Genomic DNA, 18,861 nt, shown 5'->3' on the forward strand with positions numbered 1-18,861 from the left:
ATATAGAGAGTACATAACCACAATGACATCGACATTTTATAACAAGCTCAGCAACTGTTTATGCCCGCCGGGTAATGGTGTATTTACGGTAAATACCGCTAAAGAGCGTAAAGAGCAATTACACCAAGCTATTTTTGGACAAGTAGTTGACGTTGAAAATTTATGGAAAGCTTCGTTAAAGCAGTTACCAGAAGCATCTAAAGCCGTTATTTTAGGCGTAGCATCAGATTGTGGTGGTGGCATTTTACGTGGTGCTAATTGGGGGCCATTATTTTTACGTTCAACATTACTCACAAAGTATCCTGAGTTAAGCGCCTTTGACCTAGGCGATGTTCGCGTTATACCGCATTTATTGTCTGATAAATATTTAAATGAAGCGACGCTTGCTAACTGTAAAAAAGCCTTATACCAAGATGAAAAAAGTCACTATGCGGTTAGCCCGCTTAGTATTACCGAAGATGTTTTACATGATTTCTACGCTCAATTTCCTGACAAAGGTATTTTTGGTATTGGCGGTGATCACAGTGTCAGTTATCCGTTAACGAAAGCTTACCTGCAAGCTAAAAAACAACAAGGTAAACGTGCCGCGATAATACACTTTGATGCCCACACTGATTTATTAGTAGAGCGCTTGGGCATCGATTTATGTTTTGGCTCATGGTGTACTCATATTTTAGATGACCTAGCTGAGAAACATCATTTAATTCAAATAGGTATTCGCTCAAGTGGTAAGCCACAAAGTCATTGGGAAAACACTTTTGGTGTGCGCCAGCATTGGGCAAAAGATATTAAAGCACAAGGCATAACTCAAACAATAGCCAATATTTTTAGTCAATTAGACCATGAAAATATTGATGAGCTTTATGTCAGCTTTGATATAGACGCCATTGACGCTAGCTTCGCTTGCGCTACTGGTACACCTGAGCCTGACGGTTTAATGCCAGAAGATGCGATGGAGATATTACGCGCTTTAGCTGCTAAATACCCTATTACTGGTGCTGATATGATGGAAATAGCACCTTTTACTGATAGTTGTGGTCAGGGCTTAGTAGGCCAAGAAAAAACCTTAACCGTGGGCGCTGAAATTTCAGCTTTTTTACTTCAAGAAATGGCTAAATAAAGCTCAATTAATTTAAGTTAACTGACCAGATTAATCTAACGAATTAACTGAGCGAACTACACAAAAGAACAAAGGAAAATCAAAAACGCCGCTAAATTAGCGGCGTTTTTGTTATTATCGGCATAATAAAAAGGCACTATATACAATTATTATTGAATATAAATATCAGCAACAGGAACTGTTACTGTGTCATCATCTTCAAACGTTAAAATAACCTCTAACGTGCCAGATTCCACATTTTCCCCTGCTTTAATGGTTGCAGAAAATTGGGCGCCGCCATTTTTATTACCTTCCCAATCTGAGGAGCCTGATGTAACGGAGCCAACGGATGATTTAAATGATACCGTAGTCCCTGCTGGCATAGGTTGATTATGTAAATCAGCCATCGTTATTACCACGGTTCCCGATGCTTTAGGGCTTAAAAACAATTTATTATCATTATCTCTATGTTGCTTAGTTATAAATGTATCATCTTGTTTATTCAAACAAAAATTCTTATCTGTTGCTAAATAGTCTGTAAATTTATCTTCATCTGTAGGCGCTATAGAGCCATTATCAATAGATGAGTCGACACATATATACGGTGTATCTCCAGCCATTATAATGACTATTTGCGCTTGAATATCTAATGATGTTTTTTCAGCGCAACCACTATGTGATGGGATAGCACACAAAATACCATTATACTTTCCGTCTTTAGTGTCATATACAGCATTTTGATTAAAATCGACTAACTCTTCTAATTCACCACCTATTTCAGAGCCAGCTTGGCTATTAAACACGCCATCTTCGTTATAGTCAGCGTAAGCTTCCCCGATATCATAAGGTTTGCCACTAATATCATTGCCTGAATAAATAATATCTGCAGCGGTCTCATCAAGACTGCCATCTGCTAAACAAGGTTTACCTGGCGTCCCAAGAAATGCGGGCACTTCACAAACATCAAAGCGGCCATTACCATTAATATCAGGAAAGGACTCTTCACCAATGGTGGTTGCTAAAATAGTCACTCGACCTCCATACTTTTGCCCCATAACACCTTTATTGTCAGCTAAAGGGAGTGTAGGCACTTGGTTAGGATTATTCACATCGCCTAACACATGACCTTCAGGGCGAGGAAATTGACTACGCCAAATAACCGAACATGAACCATCTTCACCGGTAGTACAGCTTTTTCCTAAGCTTTCAATAGAGCCCCCCCTCTGTGGTGAAATAGACAACAGTTGCTGGCGGGGGATTATTAAAAGCATCTGCTAATCTAGCGGTAAGGGTTACTTCTACCCCATCATGATCCCACGCTCTTGGCGCCAAATTACTTGCCGAAAGGCTTATGCTATCCTGATCCGGAATACCTGTAGATACCTTTAATTCACTCGATTGGGTTTGAATTATAGGGTTACTGTTATCTACACTAGCTACTACCCTTACCGTTCTAGCGACAGTTCCGGAGTTGACGACGGTTTGAACTAAGCCTTCATTATTAGTTGTTGCCTTAACCGGATTTAGCGCAATGCCACCCACAGTACTATTTAATAAAAAACTGATATTTTTATTACTTACAGGATTACTGTTTGTGTCTAGTACCTTAAAAATTACCGTTGCACTTTCAGGTCGCTCATTGTTACCTGCTCCTTGAATAGCAATGTGTTCAGGTGTTGCTGAAACAAATTGAATACTCCCAACATCCGCAGACAAAACCTTAATTGTCCCTGTAGCAGAGAGGTTTTGTCCGTTAATAACTGCGTTTACAGTTACGGGATCATCGCCAACGCAACCTTTGGCAAAGTAAATACTTTCAGCTTTACCATTTGAAGTAACCACTGGACTATCTAATGTTGCGGTAAGGGTCTCTTGCGTAGAACATAACGAGGTAAATGTAAATTCAGCTGACTCTGAATACAATTGACCTTGCTCGTCAACTAAACTTGCAGAGATAACACTGGTGCCTCCAGCAGAAAGAGGCGATAAACTAATGTCTATAACGCCTTCATTAAATGGATTACCACTACCCATTCTTAATACTATTGCGCTAGGAGCTTGCGTTGTAAAGCCAATAGAAGCACTTTCACCTGAAGAGACTCCTGCTGTCACTAACCCTGCACCTGAGATAACGCCACCATTTAAGACAATACTAGCAATACCGTCTTCCTCTGTTAATGCCGTACCAATTTCAGGTAAAAAGCTTCCAAGCGACGTGGTAAAAGTCACCACTTCACCAGTAACAGCTTGTCCATTTTTTAATACGGTAACGATAATCGTCGCAGGTTTTTGTGGTGTTACATTAGTGTTAGATATTGCAATAGCAAGCGTCGTCTCTGACTCAGGCGTACCGCCATTAATACCTCCGGTTAAGTCTCCCTCACCATCGCCACATGCTAGCAATGTCATTAACAACATGAATAACATGGTAAAACGTAAACGTTGAAGTAGCGGCATAAAGCATCCCTGTATCTTTTTATATATTACACTTAATCACATTTTAACTGATAACTAACAAAAAAGTACTGCTTATTAAAAATAACTCTTCATTTTATAGCCCGGTATATTGGCTAAATGTAAGCAAAACAGAGCAGTGTTACTCTAGAATATTATTGCTAACCTTAAGTATAAGCTCCACAGTGTTATTTACCCCTTTTCCTTGAAGATGCTCCTTTAAGGGAGTCTAAGGGGTTCATAACCACGACAAGTTTTTATTAAAGGTGTTCCTTATAGTACAAAGATAACGCAAAATATAATTTACTCAGCCTTGCCTAAAAGCGTTTCTAACGCTAGCTGAATCGTGCATCTTCAAGTGGAGCGAGTATACATGTATAATACTCGCTTAATTTACAGCTGAAGTAATATAGCCCTATGACAATTGAAAAAAATACATTGCCTATAAAGAAGAAAGCCAGCTTAACCAGTCGAATTGTTATCGGTATGGTTGCGGGTATTTTATTAGGATCATTCTTACAGTGGCTTATGCCCAATGGTACTGACAAAGTTATCAGTCTCTACTCTATCGAGCTCTCTTTAAAAGGCTTTTTAGTTGAAGGCATACTAGAAGTAATAGGCCAAGTCTTTATGGCCAGTTTACGTATGCTCGTTGTCCCCTTAGTTTTTGTGTCACTTGTATGCGGCGTGTGTTCGTTAAAAGACACCAGTAAACTTGGTCGTATTGGCGGTAAAGCAGTAGGTTTGTACCTTGCTACTACTGCTATTGCTATTAGTTTTGCTATTTTTGTTGCCTTAATTGTCTCTCCCGGTGAAGGCGTCAATATGGTTGCAAATAGTAGTTTCTCTGGCAGAGAAGCGCCCTCTTTAGCACAAGTTATCATTCAAATGTTTCCGACTAATCCGTTCGAGTCATTTGCCGAAGGAAAAATGCTACAGGTCATTGTATTTGCTTTACTCTTTGGTATCGCTATTGCGCTATCCGGAAAAGCCGGCGAACGTGTGGCTTTATTATTCGAAGACTTAAGTGAAGTGATTATGCGCTTGGTGACTATTTTAATGAATATTGCCCCGTATGGCGTATTTGCTTTATTAGCTACCTTATTTACCACAGTCTCATTAACCACCTTTGGTAATTTAATTGAGTACTTCTTAGTAGTATTTTTTGTTTTGGTTGTTCACGCGTTAGTAACCTACCCAGTTATTTTAAAGCTATTAACCGGTTTAAACCCTGAAATATTTTTAAAGAAAATGCGTGATGCTGCTATTTTCGCTTTTTCAACGGCTAGCTCTAATGCCACTATTCCCGTTACGCTCGAAACCGCAACGAAAAAAATGGGCGTAAAAAACTCTATAGCCTCATTTACCGTGCCACTTGGCGCGACGATTAACATGGACGGTACTGCGATAATGCAAGGTGTTGCCACTGTGTTTATAGCACAAGTATTTAGCCAAGATTTAACACTAGCTGACTACTTAACCGTAGTGCTTACCGCAACCTTAGCGTCTATAGGGACAGCAGGCGTACCGGGTGTTGGCTTAATCATGTTGGCGATGGTGTTAGAGCAAGTTGGTTTACCTGTTGAAGGTATTGCGCTTATTATCGGTGTTGATAGATTACTTGATATGACCCGCACTGCCGTTAATGTTACTGGTGATAGCATGGTAAGTATTGTTGTCGCTAAAAGTGAAGATCAATTTGATCATGATATGTATCTTGACCCACAAGCAGGTAGTAATATTGAAAATATTGATTTTAAGCACCTAGACAATAATAAATAAAGTAATCGTTAATTATTGCGAACAAAAAAGCCTTGTTGAGTTAATACCAAACGGATTAACTCAACAAGGCTTTTTAATAGGCTTAAATTGTCTATGTCACTTGCTATGACTGAGGTCGATGCTTGCCTAGAAAAATTATCGTCCCCACGCCGAGCATGGGAACGATATTCGGAGAAGATTTTAACGCGGCTCTAACCTGGAAAAACATTATTACGTTGTAATAACTTCCCTAAAAAACTCTCCGCTGATAATGACGCTGCTTTCGAGAATTTTTCAGCTAAGCCTTTTTTAATTTCATATTTAATAGCAACCACTTTATGGCTTTTACTCTTACCTTGTAAATAATCATCACTGGTTTGAATGCTATCAACTAGACCAAGCGCTAACGCCGTTGTACCAAACCAATGCTCACCCGTTGCCACTTTAGCAATATCTAAACTTGGTCTGCGCTCACTAACAAAGTTTTTAAATAACACGTGAGTTTCTTCTAACTCTTCAATAAACTTTTCTTTGCCTTTTTCCGTATTTTCACCAAACATAGTCACGGTGCGTTTAAATTCACCGGCGGTAAATTGCTCAAATTCAATATCGTGTTTCTTTAGCAGTTTATTAAAATTAGGCACCTGAGCAATAACACCAATAGAGCCTAAAATAGCAAAAGGTGCGGCAATAATATTATTGGCGACACAAGCCATCATATAACCACCACTGGCCGCTACTTTATCTACCGATACCGTTAATGGAATATTATGCTGGCGAATACGGTCAAGCTGCGAAGACGCTAAACCATAGCCATGTACCATACCGCCGCCACTTTCTAAGCGGACAAACACTTCATCCTCAGGTTTGGCCACTGATAAAATTGCTGATACTTCTTCGCGTAAAGAACTCACTTCTTTAGCATCAATACTGCCGTTAAAATCAACGACAAAGACATGTGCTTTATTAGGCTCTTTCTCTTCACCCGACTTTGCTGCTTTTTTGTCGGCTTTAGCTTGCTCTTTGGCTGCTTTTTTATCGGCTTTTTCTTTTTCTTTAAATTCTTCTTTGCTCAATAACGCATGAATAATATCTTCTTCCGTTTCAATAAACTGCTCTGACAAGTCGGTAATATCAAGTTCACCTTTTTTGTGTTGCTGCTTCATGGCTGCACCAGCAATGGCGACAATAATAGCAATAACCGCTAAGACAAAAGTAATGGCTTTTGCTAAAAACAAGCCGTATTCATATAAAAATTCCAAAAGAACTCCAAAGGATATAATGATCAATATAAGGGTAAAAAATAATGCTGCTAATTCTACACTATTTGTAGTGATTAAAAACCATGTTAGCGTATAGAAAATGAGGCAAAAAAAAGCCCTCAAAGAGGGCTTTACTATAAAAATATTTTTACTAAACTATTGTATCGGTTCGGCTATATTCTTTGTACCGTCTACCAAAAGATATTTACCACCTGATTTAGCAAAGCTAGCAACTTGTGTTTGCATTTCAACCGTCACTGCCAAGTTAGCTGCTGCATCATCCGCAATACCATCAACAACAGCAGGGCTTAATAACGAGCTATGATGACCTTTAAGAAAACGTACCGCAGCGCTTACCGCTGTTGTGCCATCTCCTTGCGGAGTATTAACACCTGCTGATAAACCAAGCCCTGTAATTAATGGCTCTGTACCGACTAACGGTAAACTAGCGACAGAGTTAACAATAACCTGATCGGCTTTATTGGTTCCTGATGGTTCATCACCAACAACCTCGATAACATGTACTGGCGTCTCTATGCCTCTTAACGCAGATACATAGTTAATCGGGTCTGCAGCGTCAATAATCGTTTGAGCAGCAAAGTTAAATTCACTGGCAAATGCGGGATAAATGGCTTCAACATAGCCTTGATATTCAGCATTGCTCATCTCTTCAACTTTTTTATCTGCTGTTTTTTCAACTACATCAATAAAGCTTTGGCTTGAGGTTAAACCAGCTTTAACCACAGGACCAAAAGAAGGTGAGTTAAGTAGCACCCCTGGAATACCACCACCTGGCATAGCATAAGAAGCGCTGTTTACTTTATAAGAGTCAACTGTTGAGTTAGCCAATGCGGTAAATGGAATACCGGTTATAGCACCTAAAGAGTGACCTAAAAAGCTCACTTTCGTTGCATCTAACTGACCCTCATCGTTTAAACTTAAACGTAACGCTAATAAATCAGCCTCACTTTGGCGCACATTATCCCTAGCTGTTAATAGACTTTGTAAATTCATATAACTGGTTACTGTCGCATTTACATAATCAGGATCTGTCCCTTTAAGAGATTCTGTTGCACTTATTTCATAAACGCCATCAGCATTAAAATCAATACCTCGGCTACCATGATAAGGATGATCGATAGCAATTGTGGCGATACCTTGGCTGGCTAATGTACCCGCAATAGCCAATACCGTTTCTTTATAAGCAGTGATGCCATGCGAGTAAATCATTACCGGCCAGCCATCTGCAGGAACATGCATCTTTTCTGCTTCAGTTAAAGCAGAGCCTTTTTTAAGCATGGCAATTGCATTGATACGTGCTACATCGGGCATAGTGATAATTACATCAATTGCGCTAGCACCGTTTTTATAAGATTTAACTTTTGGCAAAGGGTTATATTGAGTTAGGTGCCGTGTTTGATCTACTGCTACAGAGTCAACTGTGAAAGTTAAACCAACTAATTTTGCCGGGTTAGCTAATAGCTCTGCTGGGTCTTTACCTTGTGCAATAGCCTGTTCAGCAAATGATTGCTTGGACAACACACCTGACTCCAATGCACCCAGCACGCTTACAGGACTATCGCCCTTCGCTTGCCAGCGGCTAAACAAATCTGGACAACCCTCAGTTTTATTTTCAGCTAGTAGGTCACAACTACCTGCCGTACCATCAGCATAAGGTGTTTCTAAGTAATATGGGGCAGATAAAGTCGCTTTAGCAACATCAGCATAACTTGCCACAGTGCCTGCACCACCATCATTTTCATCTAAACCTAGCACAGTGGCAGCGTTCTTCCCTATAGAGGTGATTGTAGATAACACTGGTTTAGTACCTGGAATGTCAGACAACATTAATGACTTAACCGCTTCAGAGACGTCTGCAATAGATTGTGTGGTCATCGAAAATGAATAAATAATATTATCTTTATTCAGCCCTGCTGCTACAGCAACATTTTCAAAACTGTTAGTTAAGCCTTGTAATTGTAATTGGCTTGGAGTTGCTAATGGGTGAGTGCTAATGTCTTGTTTCACTAGATTATACGTTACAGAGCCGGCAACAGCATTACCATCACTGTCTAAAATGTTATCGGTTAAAGCAATAACATAAGCCGTTTTAGCCTTTAATGGTTTTAATGGTACAATCGCAATATCATTACCTGATACTTTAGCAATAAAATCTTTACCAAAGGTTAATTCGCCAACCAATTTACATGCTGGGCCTCTATCTATAGCAGCGCATTCAGCATCACTTTGATTACCTGCCATAAGCACTTCATATACATGCACTGCATTAGGGTTAAATACACTCGCTTCATTGATCGCTCTTCCCTCAGGGAGATCAACCTCGATGCTAAACGGGTTTACCGTAGACCAACCATCAAGTGCGCCAATAGCTGCTGATGGATTAAGGTAATCAACAGGAAGTTTTTTGCCATCTTCATCAACTAAGTTTTCAGCTGGTAAATTTAATGTGCCATCGGTTGTACCTGAAAGTAACAAGTCATTCGGAATAGATAAGCGTGGTTCAGCTGCACCGGGATCAAACACAACTCTGGCTAGAGGCGTTATCGCTGTACCATTATCAACCACTTCTTGTTGTACATCTTCGATGGTCTCGGTATCACAAGCACTTAAACCAAGTGCGCTGATAATCGCAAGACTGAGAGCTAGCTTCTTCATATTTAATTCCCCAATGCCGTCATTTTTATAATGTGTTTTTTAAATTATTTTTATTTTAACAGTCAAAAAAACATTGAAACTAATGTTTGAATAACTAATTAGACCAGTTAAAGTTACCGCAAGGTATCGTAAGTTGCCAGTCATTTTTTAACTTTTTGCCGAATATTTTCATGTTATTCAACTTTTCTCTCGTCAATGAAAAACTCAACGCGTAGAATAGAGATGCCATTTTCTAACACACAGCGATAAGATGATAAGATGTTTAATTATTCGATAAAAGACGCTTCTTTAAGCAATAAAACCATTCTAGTGACAGGTGCTGGTGCGGGTATTGGCCGCACAGCTGCATTAACTTATGCCCAACTAGGTGCTACTGTTATTTTACTCGGTAAAACGGTTAGTAAACTTGAGGCTGTGTATGATGAGATTGTTGCCTTAGGCTTGGCAGAGCCTGCTATTATCCCGCTTGATTTAAAAGGCGCGACCAAGCAAAACTATATTGATATGTCGTCAACTATTGCTAGTCAATTTGGTCATTTAGACGGGGTATTACTTAATGCCTCAATATTAGGTGAGTTAACACCGTTCACTCAAATTCATGAACAAATATTTAACGATGTCATGCAAGTCAATGTCACTGCGCAATACTTATTAGCACAGGCATTAATTCCGACTTTATTATTAGCACCTAATGCATCTTTGGTGTTCACCTCTTCAGGTGTAGGTAATAAAGGCCGTGCTTATTGGGGCGCTTATAGCATTTCTAAATTTGCCACTGAGGGTATGATGGAAGTTATTGCTGATGAATATGAAGGCTCAAGTTTACGTACTAACGCGATAAATCCTGGCGCGACTAACACTAATATGCGCTCGAGTGCTTTCCCAGCAGAAGATAAAGACGCATTACCTAGCCCTGAAGATATTATGCCGGTATATGTTTACCTCATGTCTGATGACAGTGTCACGGTAAATGGTGAAACGCTAAAAGCGCAGTAAAGCATATGAATGGGCTATAAATATTAATAGCTCATTCAATCAAAAATAAATTATTCAAACAAAAAGGCAAGCTGTAATAGCTTGCCTTTTTTTACGTGTTTTATTAGCGTAATTTATTAACGTAACTCACGGCGTAATATTTTACCGACATTAGTTTTAGGTAATTCATCACGAAATTCAACCAGTTTAGGCACTTTATAGTTAGTTAAGTTTTCTCGACAGTGCTTAATAACAGCGGCTTCATCTAAGTCTTTAGTTTTACGTACCACAAACACTTTAACCACTTCACCCGATACTTCATGAGGTATACCAATAGCCGCAGCTTCTAATATTCCTTCATGCATGGCTAGCACTTCTTCAATTTCATTGGGGTAAACATTAAAGCCAGAAACAATAATCATATCTTTTTTACGATCAACGATGGTGAAAAAGCCTTGGTCATTCATCATGGCAATATCACCGGTGGCAAACCAACCATCTTTTAATACTTCATCGGTTGCTTCAGGGCAGTTGTAATAACCTAACATCACCTGTGGGCCTTTAACCCACATTTCACCTGACTCACCAATGTCTGCTTCTGTACCATCTTCGCGCATAATTTTAACATCGGTTGAAGAAGCAGGCAGGCCTATACTGCCATCATAAGCGGCTAGATTATAAGGGCTTAATGTAACTAAAGGCGCACACTCTGTTAAACCGTAGCCTTCTAATAGTCGCGTTTTAGTAATTTTTTGCCAGCGCTCTGCTACAGGGCGTTGCACAGCCATACCGCCACCGAGTGACATTTTCAGTGTGCTAAAATTAAGTTCGCTAAAACCTGGGGTATTTAATAAACCATTAAATAAGGTGTTTACCCCAGTAATGGCAGTAAACGGGTATTTTGATAGCTCTTTAATAAAGTTAGGCATATCTCTTGGGTTGGATATTAATAAATTAGTACCGCCCATGGTATAGAACGTTAAGCAGTTCGCCGTTAAAGCAAAAATATGATAAAGCGGTAAGGCTGTTACCACCAGCTCTTTGCCTTCTTCTAGTAATGGGCTAATAGCCGCTTTTGCTTGTTGTAAGTTAGCCACCATATTGCGATGCGTTAACATAGCGCCTTTAGATAACCCTGTGGTACCGCCAGTATATTGTAAAAATGCTATATCAGTACCGCACAAGTCTACTGGGGATAATGTTAGTGCTGAGCCTCGCGATACAGCCGTATTAAAGCGCACCGCATCTGGTAGGTTGAACGCGGGTACCATTTTTTTAACGTATTTAACAACACAGTTCACGACTGTGCCTTTAACTAAGCCTAAACGATCACCAAGTGATGTCATAATGACATGTTCAACTGCTGTTTTATCAACGATTTTTTCTAAGGTTTGCGCAAAGTTTTCGATAATCAACATTGCTTTGGTGTCAGAGTCTTTTAGTTGGTGCTCAAGCTCACGTGCCGTGTATAAAGGGTTTACGTTTACTACGGTCAGTCCTGCTAATAAAGCGCCAAATAATGCAATGGGGTACTGTAAGCAGTTAGGTACCATAATGGCAAATTTATCACCTTTTTGTAAACCGAGGTCTTGTTGTAAATAAGCGGCAAAAGCGGTCGCCTGTTCTTCAAGCTCAGCATAAGTTATTGAGGCACCCATATTAATGAAAGCAGTTTTATCGCTAAACTTAGAGGAATATTTTGTGAACATCGCCACTATGGATGGGTATTTATCTGCATCGATTTCAAACGGCACGTCACTTGGGTAACTTTTTTCTAACCAGATTTTTTCCACAATGGCATTCCTCAATAGGTAATTATTGTTGCTTTTACATTCATAATTATTTTTTATTAGCAGCAACTCTTATTTTAATAGCACAGTTTTAACAAATTTTTTACCAATACGCCACCAATTTAAACGCTTGTTTTAATTTTATCGAAAAAATGGTTAAGTAAAGAGGTTAACGCTTCTGTTTGTTCCATATGTACATGATGACCGCCCGCTAACTTGGTCGTCACTAAGGTGGCATTGTCAGAAGAAAATTGCTCTAAACCCGTGAGTACCATTTTCATCCCCTTGTCACCATATATTAATTGCAAAGGACAGCTAATATCACTAAACAGTTGCTGTGCTTGCGCTAAACTCAATCGGTAAGGTGAAATAGTACGTAGTCTTGGGTCTGATCGCCAACGGTATAAATCAGCTGTTTCTGTGGTTGTTTCTGGAGCTTTTTCGGCTTTTATTAATGACCTTTTTACAATTAACTTAACGTGTTGTTCAGCTAAGTCAGAGACATGCATACGCGCTTTAATAGCGGTTTCTTCGGTAAAGCTTCTATTGCTTTTAACGGGCTTTATTCGACTTAACAAGCCTTTACGTAACTGACTCGTGGTTTGCTCTACTGGTAAACAAATAAAGCCAAAAGAGTCTATTAAGGTTAACGACTTTACTTTTTCAGGAAAAGCGGCAGCAAAGGCACTAGCGATCATAGCGCCCATAGAGTGAGCAACAATATCAATGGCTTGCCAGTTGTTGTGGGCAAACAGCGCCACTAAGTCACTGACATAATCAAGAAAGTGATAATGAGCGCCACTGCTACGGTGAGTAGAGTGACCATGCCCTGGCCAATCTAGTGCGATAATACGTCGATTGGTGAGTAAACTACTCTCTTGACTATCGTACGGACTTACTTGAGGACTGACTTGCTGACTTATATGCTGCATGAGAGGTAAAAAGCTTGCCGCATTATCTAAGTAGCCATGTAAACAGAGTACGGGCTCGTGAGATTTATCACCACAGGCTATTGCTGCAAGCGTTAAATTGTCTAATTGAAAGCTAATTTCATCAAGGCTTAGCTCATTAATACTGGGCTCATCGTATTGATGTGGGTTAAATGCTTTACTCGTCGTCATACCATTAAGTCCTTTATGTAGCAGTAAAGCTTAAAAGAGAGCTTTAAAGAGGCGTTTAATTTAGCATAACTTAGGACGTAACTTTAGGTTTAGTTTATAGACGCATAGTTTAGGTGCGACAGTTTGAGGAGATAGTGGCAGCAATCACTTATCTATAAGATCTTTTATTACTTTTCATTAACGAATAAAGTGCGGCAATGGCAATGACGCACCATAACAATACCCAAGCCAATTCAGGTAACATGGTCATAGAAGCTAAAGCAGCACCATCACCTACATCACGACCATCAAATAGGTACGTTGGACTAAACAAACTATTGAGTAAAATACTCACACCAAAAAATTTTAACAGCAGTTGTAAGTAATACAAGCGACGTACTTTGATGGTTAACACAAACATAAACGCTAAGCAGGCGATAATGATGATAGTCAGTAAGTCTCGCGCCCAAAAAACGATTGAAGCAAGTAGTAGCACAATCATTACACCCGAAAAAACCTGTGCGGTACGTTGATGGCTATTCGCTAACGTAAATAGTAGCCAGCCCCATAGGGTTGCCCCAGCATAGCCAAAAAAACTGATCACAAAATTTAAACCGCCACGGGTAGTACAAAGGCCTGCACCGCTAGCAAATAATTGAATACGCATAATCTCACCACCGGTGATGAGTGCGGCAATACCATGACTTATTTCATGAAAGTAACTTTCTAGCCAATTGAGTGGAATAGAAGCAATGGGGATTTGTCTAATAATAATGGACGCTATTAGCAGGAAATATAATTGATACTTTTGCCAGAAGCTGGCAGAGAGGATTTTCGGGTTACTCACTATGGTCAACCTTTTGTCATGGTAGCTAGGAATTTTTCTTTAGGTTGATGCTTGGCTCGACAAAATGTCGAGCTTAAGCAAGTGGGGTAATTACTTACCGGGGAGTTTTTTCCACGAAACAGTATCTCTAACATAAACCGGTTGCGCATTTTCTGCTGACACGCCCTGCCCTTGCGCGAATTTATTTTGACCAATAACCAACATAGCTTCAGCGCTAGGAAATAATATATCGGGACTCGCTTCATTAACTCTCAACGATGATAATATACCGCTTAATTTTTCAGCGTAAGCATCCCAACCCGTGCCAACAGCATAAAATGGTGTACTGACAACACCTTCTAAGTGCTGGGCTAACAAGTCTGGCTGAGTAACCGCTTCAGCTTGTTGTGCCTGCATAATGTTATCTTGATCAAGGACAAAGTAAGCGTTATAAACTTCTGCCATACGCGCATCTATTGCTGCGATCACTTGTGTCTGGCCATTTTTTATATAAGCCATTTGCGCCATTGCCTGCAAGCTCGAAACACCAACAACAGGTAAATTAGCCGAAAATGCTAAGCCTTGAGCGACGCCAACACCAATACGAACTCCAGTAAAACTACCAGGGCCTTGACCAAAAATAAGACCATCAAGATCAACTAGCTTTATTTGTGCTTCATTAAGCACTGCATCTATCATAGGTAATAGCTGTAAACTATGCGATTGTGGACAAAGCTCATAACGAGAAAAGCTTTTACCATTTACCTGTAGCGCCACTGAGCATGCTTCAGTTGAAGCATCAAGAGCCAAATAATTCACTATATTTACTTACCTATTTAAAATTGGACAACATGATTGATATATTAGTTGATATTTCACACTAATTATTAAAATAAACTTTTACAGTATGTCGACTAAATCAATAACAAAAGTCACTGTTTGCCCAGCAAGCGGATGATTAAAGTCAATTGTTACCGAGGTACCATTAATCTCTTTGATCATACCTGGCAATTCACCACCGGGTTGCGTAAAGGTAATAATATTACCTATTTTTGCCGGTACTTCAGCGGTAAATTTATCGATATCCATGTAATGAATATTATCGGGATTACTTTCACCAAAAGCATCTTTTGCTACTAAGGTAAATTCTCTAGTATCACCTTTGCTCATGCCAATCAACTCAGCTTCAAAAGCAGGTGAAATACTGTTATCACCCATAATTATTTTTGCCGGTTTATTATTTACCTTAGTACTATCAGCAGCCGATCCATCACTTAACTTCATCGTTATATGGACAAGAATACTTGAGTCATGTTGAATTTTTGCTTGCGTTGAATCAGTCATTATTCACTTGCTACCTTATTTTGTTAGTTTATTACTTATTTTTTAATCGGCTTATTTATTCGTTTCTTTACTCGACTCTTTATTAGCTTCTTTACTAGTAAATGACTCAAGGATCATTAAAGCCGCACCGATAAAAATAGCAGAATCTGCAATATTAAAAGCGGCAAAGTGATAGCCCGCCCAATGAAAATCAAGAAAATCGATAACATAACCCAATAAAACTCTATCGATTAAGTTACCTACTGCACCACTTAAAATTAATGCAAAAGCAATACTCAGTAACCGCTCGTGCTTAGGCGTTTTTGCCATCCAAACCAGAAAGACAACACTGGCAACCGTGGCAATGGCAGTAAAAAACCAGCGCTGCCAACCACCTTGCCCCGCTAAAAAGCTAAAGGCTGCGCCAGGGTTATGAACATAGGTTAAATTAAAGAAAGGTAAAACAGACAAGGTTTCACGATAGTCGAACGAAGCTGCCACCCAATACTTACTGACTTGATCGATAACTAATATCACCAAGGTTAGCCATAACCAACGCAAGCCAGTGTCACTAAATAATTTATTCAATCTAGGTTAATCTCATAGAGCAGAATGAAACAAACTATTACCCCTTAGGAATCATCACAAGAGGTAATGACTTAGAGGTAATAGTTCAGTGTTTATCGGTTTAAGCGAACTGTCTGGTTTCACCTTCGCCATCAACGTTGGTGATACAACGCCCACATAACTCTGGATGAGCTTCGCTTTCGCCAATATCAGTCGTTACATGCCAACAACGGTCACACTTAACGCCTTCTGCAGGTGCTACGGTTAACCATAACCCTTCAACTTCGGTATCAAGCACATTTTCTGGTGCCTGTGTTACTGTCTCTATGGTCGCTTTTGACGTGATTAACACAAAGCGTAGCTCTTCACCCAATTTAGCTAACTTAGCGGCTAAACTAGACGTGGCATATAAAGTCACTTGTGCTTCTAGCGCTTTACCAACGGTTTTTTCTTTTCTTGCTTGCTCTAACGCACGGTTTACTTCAACGCGTACCGCTAGTAATTCTGTCCAATAATCGTTACCTAACTCATCGACTGAATTGCTGTTTTCAATGTGCTTAGTTAAGCCATCAAACCACACACCAGTAAAGACGAATTCATCACGCTCACCACTTACCGGTAAAGGTAAGGCTTCCCAGATTTCTTGTGCGGTAAATGACAATATAGGTGCCATCCACGCGGTCATTGCTTCTGCAATTAGGTACATTGCTGTTTGACATGAGCGACGTGCATTTGAATCACTTTTGGCGGTGTATTGTCTATCTTTGATAATATCAAGATAAAAACCACCTAACTCTGTCGTACAAAAGTTCATTATTTTGTGTACTACCACGTGAAATTCATACTCATCGTAAGCGGCAATAATCTCTGCTTGTAAACGTGCGGCTTTTTCAACAACCCAACGATCAAGTGCGACCATATCGTCAAAGGCAACGCTGTGATTAGCAGGCTCAAACCCCGTTAAGTTCGAGAGTAAAAAGCGAGAGGTATTACGAATACGACGATAAGCATCCGCTTGGCGTTTAAATATTTCATCAGAGACGGTAATTTCTTGCGTGTAGTTAACTGACGCTGTCCACAAGCGTAAAATATCAGCGCCTAAGTTACTGGTAATACTTGCTGGTGTTACCACATTACCTAATGATTTAGACATTTTATGGCCATTAACATCAACGGTAAAGCCATGAGTAAGCACTTGTTTGTATGGCGCTTTGCCATTCATTGCTACTGATGAAATCATTGATGACATAAACCAACCACGATGTTGATCAGAGCCTTCAAGGTATAAATCAGCTACGCCGTCAAATTCTTCACGGGCATTAACCACTGAATAATGGGTTGTGCCTGAGTCAAACCATACATCTAGGGTGTCAGGTACTTTAATATATTCTTTGGCGTCGTCACCAATAAGTTCACTAGCCTCTAAATCAAACCAGGCTTGAATACCTTCTTTTTCAACACGTTGAGCAATTTCTTCAATCAGTTCGATACTACGTGGGTGTAAGGCACCACTGTCTTGGTGAATAAATAATGCCATTGGCACGCCCCAAGTACGTTGACGTGAAATACACCAATCAGGACGACTTTCAACCATAGATTCAATACGACGTTGACCCCAATCAGGGATCCACTGCGTTTTTTCAATTTCTTTTAAAGAATCTTGACGTAAACCTTGTTTGTCCATGCTAATAAACCACTGCGGCGTAGCACGGAAAATTAAAGGTGTTTTATGACGCCAGCAATGCGGGTAAGAATGCTCTAGCGCATGATGATGTACCAAAGTACCTTTTTCTTTTAATAATTCAACTACGCTGGTGTTAGCTTTAAATACATGTTGGCCAGCAAATAATGGTGTGTCTTCAAGGTATACACCGTTTGCACCCACAGGGTTAGCGACTTCCAAGTTGTATAATTTACCGACAACAAAATCTTCTACACCGTGACCTGGCGCTGTATGTACACAACCAGTACCTGAATCAGTGGTAACATGCTCACCTAAAATTACGGGTACGGTAAAATCATAAAATGGATGCTGACATTGCACTAACTCTAACGCTTGACCTTTACAAAAACCTAACGCGTGATATTTAGTGAACCCAAAGCGATCCATACATGAGTTGACAAGATCAGAAGCAATAATCAGGCGCTGTGCTTTTCCTTCAACACCGTCTTCAACTTCGCATTGTACAAGCGTGTATTCAACATCAGCATGAACAGCTACTGCGCGGTTAGCGGGAAGTGTCCAAGGTGTTGTTGTCCAAATAACCATGCCAATTTCACCCGTGCCTTTATGGCCTTCTGGGTGAGAAAATTTATCGGCAACAGCTTCATCGCTAACAACAAATTTCACATCAATCGCAGGTGATTGCTTGTCTTTGTATTCCACTTCAGCTTCAGCCAAAGATGAACCACAATCTGTACACCAATGCACGGGTTTAAAACCTTGATGTAAGTGACCATTTTCAGCAATTTTTCCTAACGAACGAATAATATTGGCTTCAGTATCAAAGTCCATCGTTAAGTAAGGCTTTTCCCAATCAGCGAAAATACCTAAACGTTTGAAATCTTCACGTTGTCCGTTAACTTGCTTAGCCGCATATTCACGACATTTTTGTCTAAAGTCACTAGCGCTGATCTTATGACCTGGCTTGCCTACTTTTTTCTCAACCATTAATTCAATCGGTAAACCGTGACAATCCCAACCTGGTACAAAAGGAGAGTTGAAATCTGATAAGGTTTTTGATTTAACAATAATATCTTTTAATATTTTATTAACAGCGTGACCTAAATGGATATTACCATTAGCGTAAGGAGGGCCATCATGAAGAATAAATGATTTTTTGCCTTTTTTGGCTGCACGAATCTTGCCGTAAAGATCTTTACTCGCCCAATCTTTGAGCATATTAGGTTCACGATTAGCCATATTGCCTTTCATAGCGAAAGAAGTGGCTGGTAAATTCAGGGTATGTTTGTAATCACTCATTTAAATCATTATCCGTTTATGTTGGCTGATAAACTTAACGAAGCG

14 protein-coding genes are annotated in these 18,861 nt (G+C 39.8%); 3 read left to right on the forward strand and 11 right to left on the reverse strand.

Annotated elements, in window-relative coordinates; genetic code table 11:
* Positions 1-13 precede the first annotated feature (13 nt).
* The gene (locus FCS21_RS06345) at positions 14-1,120 is read left to right on the forward strand and encodes an arginase family protein (protein ID WP_371287220.1); all 1,107 of its coding nucleotides are present in this window, start codon (positions 14-16) and stop codon (positions 1,118-1,120) included.
* A 149-nt stretch (positions 1,121-1,269) separates the two neighbouring features.
* Here FCS21_RS06345 and FCS21_RS17010 read toward each other — a convergent pair whose 3' ends face one another.
* The gene (locus FCS21_RS17010; RefSeq protein ID WP_246047067.1) at positions 1,270-2,370 is read right to left on the reverse strand and encodes a hypothetical protein; all 1,101 of its coding nucleotides are present in this window, start codon (positions 2,368-2,370) and stop codon (positions 1,270-1,272) included.
* Positions 2,306-3,556, reverse strand: coding sequence for an Ig-like domain-containing protein (locus FCS21_RS17015; RefSeq protein ID WP_246047068.1), 1,251 nt, complete (start codon positions 3,554-3,556; stop codon positions 2,306-2,308). Before FCS21_RS17015 ends, FCS21_RS17010 begins: the two co-directional genes overlap by 65 nt.
* Positions 3,557-3,970: 414 nt before the next feature.
* On the opposite strand from FCS21_RS17015, the gene FCS21_RS06355 reads away from it, so the two are divergent.
* Complete coding sequence (locus tag FCS21_RS06355; RefSeq protein ID WP_138621584.1) at positions 3,971-5,335, forward strand: dicarboxylate/amino acid:cation symporter; 1,365 nt, start codon at positions 3,971-3,973, stop codon at positions 5,333-5,335.
* Positions 5,336-5,526: 191 nt separating this feature from the next.
* On the opposite strand, the gene sohB is transcribed toward FCS21_RS06355, so the two are convergent.
* Together sohB and FCS21_RS06365 are read right to left on the reverse strand one after the other, a co-directional pair.
* Entirely contained in the window at positions 5,527-6,576 is a 1,050-nt protein-coding gene (gene sohB, locus FCS21_RS06360) for a protease SohB (RefSeq protein WP_138621586.1), read from the reverse strand.
* A gap of 156 nt (positions 6,577-6,732) precedes the next feature.
* Positions 6,733-9,252 (reverse strand): VolA/Pla-1 family phospholipase, encoded by a 2,520-nt coding sequence (locus tag FCS21_RS06365; protein WP_138621588.1) that lies wholly within the window; start codon positions 9,250-9,252, stop codon positions 6,733-6,735.
* Between the two features lie 258 nt (positions 9,253-9,510).
* On the opposite strand from FCS21_RS06365, the gene FCS21_RS06370 reads away from it, so the two are divergent.
* Complete coding sequence (locus FCS21_RS06370; protein ID WP_138621591.1) at positions 9,511-10,248, forward strand: YciK family oxidoreductase; 738 nt, start codon at positions 9,511-9,513, stop codon at positions 10,246-10,248.
* A gap of 116 nt (positions 10,249-10,364) precedes the next feature.
* Here FCS21_RS06370 and fadD read toward each other — a convergent pair whose 3' ends face one another.
* The 7 genes from fadD to ileS all read right to left on the reverse strand — a co-directional run bounded on the left by fadD (position 10,365) and on the right by ileS (position 18,816).
* Complete coding sequence (fadD, locus tag FCS21_RS06375) at positions 10,365-12,020, reverse strand: long-chain-fatty-acid--CoA ligase FadD (protein ID WP_138621593.1); 1,656 nt, start codon at positions 12,018-12,020, stop codon at positions 10,365-10,367.
* Between the two features lie 119 nt (positions 12,021-12,139).
* Entirely contained in the window at positions 12,140-13,138 is a 999-nt protein-coding gene (locus tag FCS21_RS06380; protein WP_138621597.1) for an alpha/beta fold hydrolase, read from the reverse strand.
* A gap of 148 nt (positions 13,139-13,286) precedes the next feature.
* Entirely contained in the window at positions 13,287-13,964 is a 678-nt protein-coding gene (locus FCS21_RS06385) for a M50 family metallopeptidase (protein ID WP_246047069.1), read from the reverse strand.
* A 90-nt stretch (positions 13,965-14,054) separates the two neighbouring features.
* Positions 14,055-14,762 carry a tRNA (adenosine(37)-N6)-threonylcarbamoyltransferase complex dimerization subunit type 1 TsaB gene (gene tsaB, locus FCS21_RS06390; RefSeq protein ID WP_138621599.1) on the reverse strand — a complete coding sequence of 236 codons (708 nt, stop codon included), beginning with the start codon at positions 14,760-14,762 and terminating at the stop codon, positions 14,055-14,057.
* Between the two features lie 81 nt (positions 14,763-14,843).
* Complete coding sequence (gene fkpB, locus FCS21_RS06395) at positions 14,844-15,287, reverse strand: FKBP-type peptidyl-prolyl cis-trans isomerase (protein WP_118056088.1); 444 nt, start codon at positions 15,285-15,287, stop codon at positions 14,844-14,846.
* Between the two features lie 51 nt (positions 15,288-15,338).
* On the reverse strand, positions 15,339-15,854 hold the full coding sequence (gene lspA / locus FCS21_RS06400) for a signal peptidase II (RefSeq protein WP_138621601.1): 516 nt from the start codon (positions 15,852-15,854) through the stop codon (positions 15,339-15,341).
* Positions 15,855-15,954: 100 nt separating this feature from the next.
* A complete protein-coding gene (gene ileS / locus FCS21_RS06405) occupies positions 15,955-18,816 on the reverse strand; it encodes an isoleucine--tRNA ligase (protein ID WP_138621603.1) in 2,862 nt (953 codons plus the stop codon).
* Positions 18,817-18,861: the final 45 nt, after the last annotated feature.

This window comes from Colwellia ponticola, assembly GCF_005885605.1.
GTDB classification, from domain to species: domain Bacteria; phylum Pseudomonadota; class Gammaproteobacteria; order Enterobacterales; family Alteromonadaceae; genus Colwellia; species Colwellia ponticola.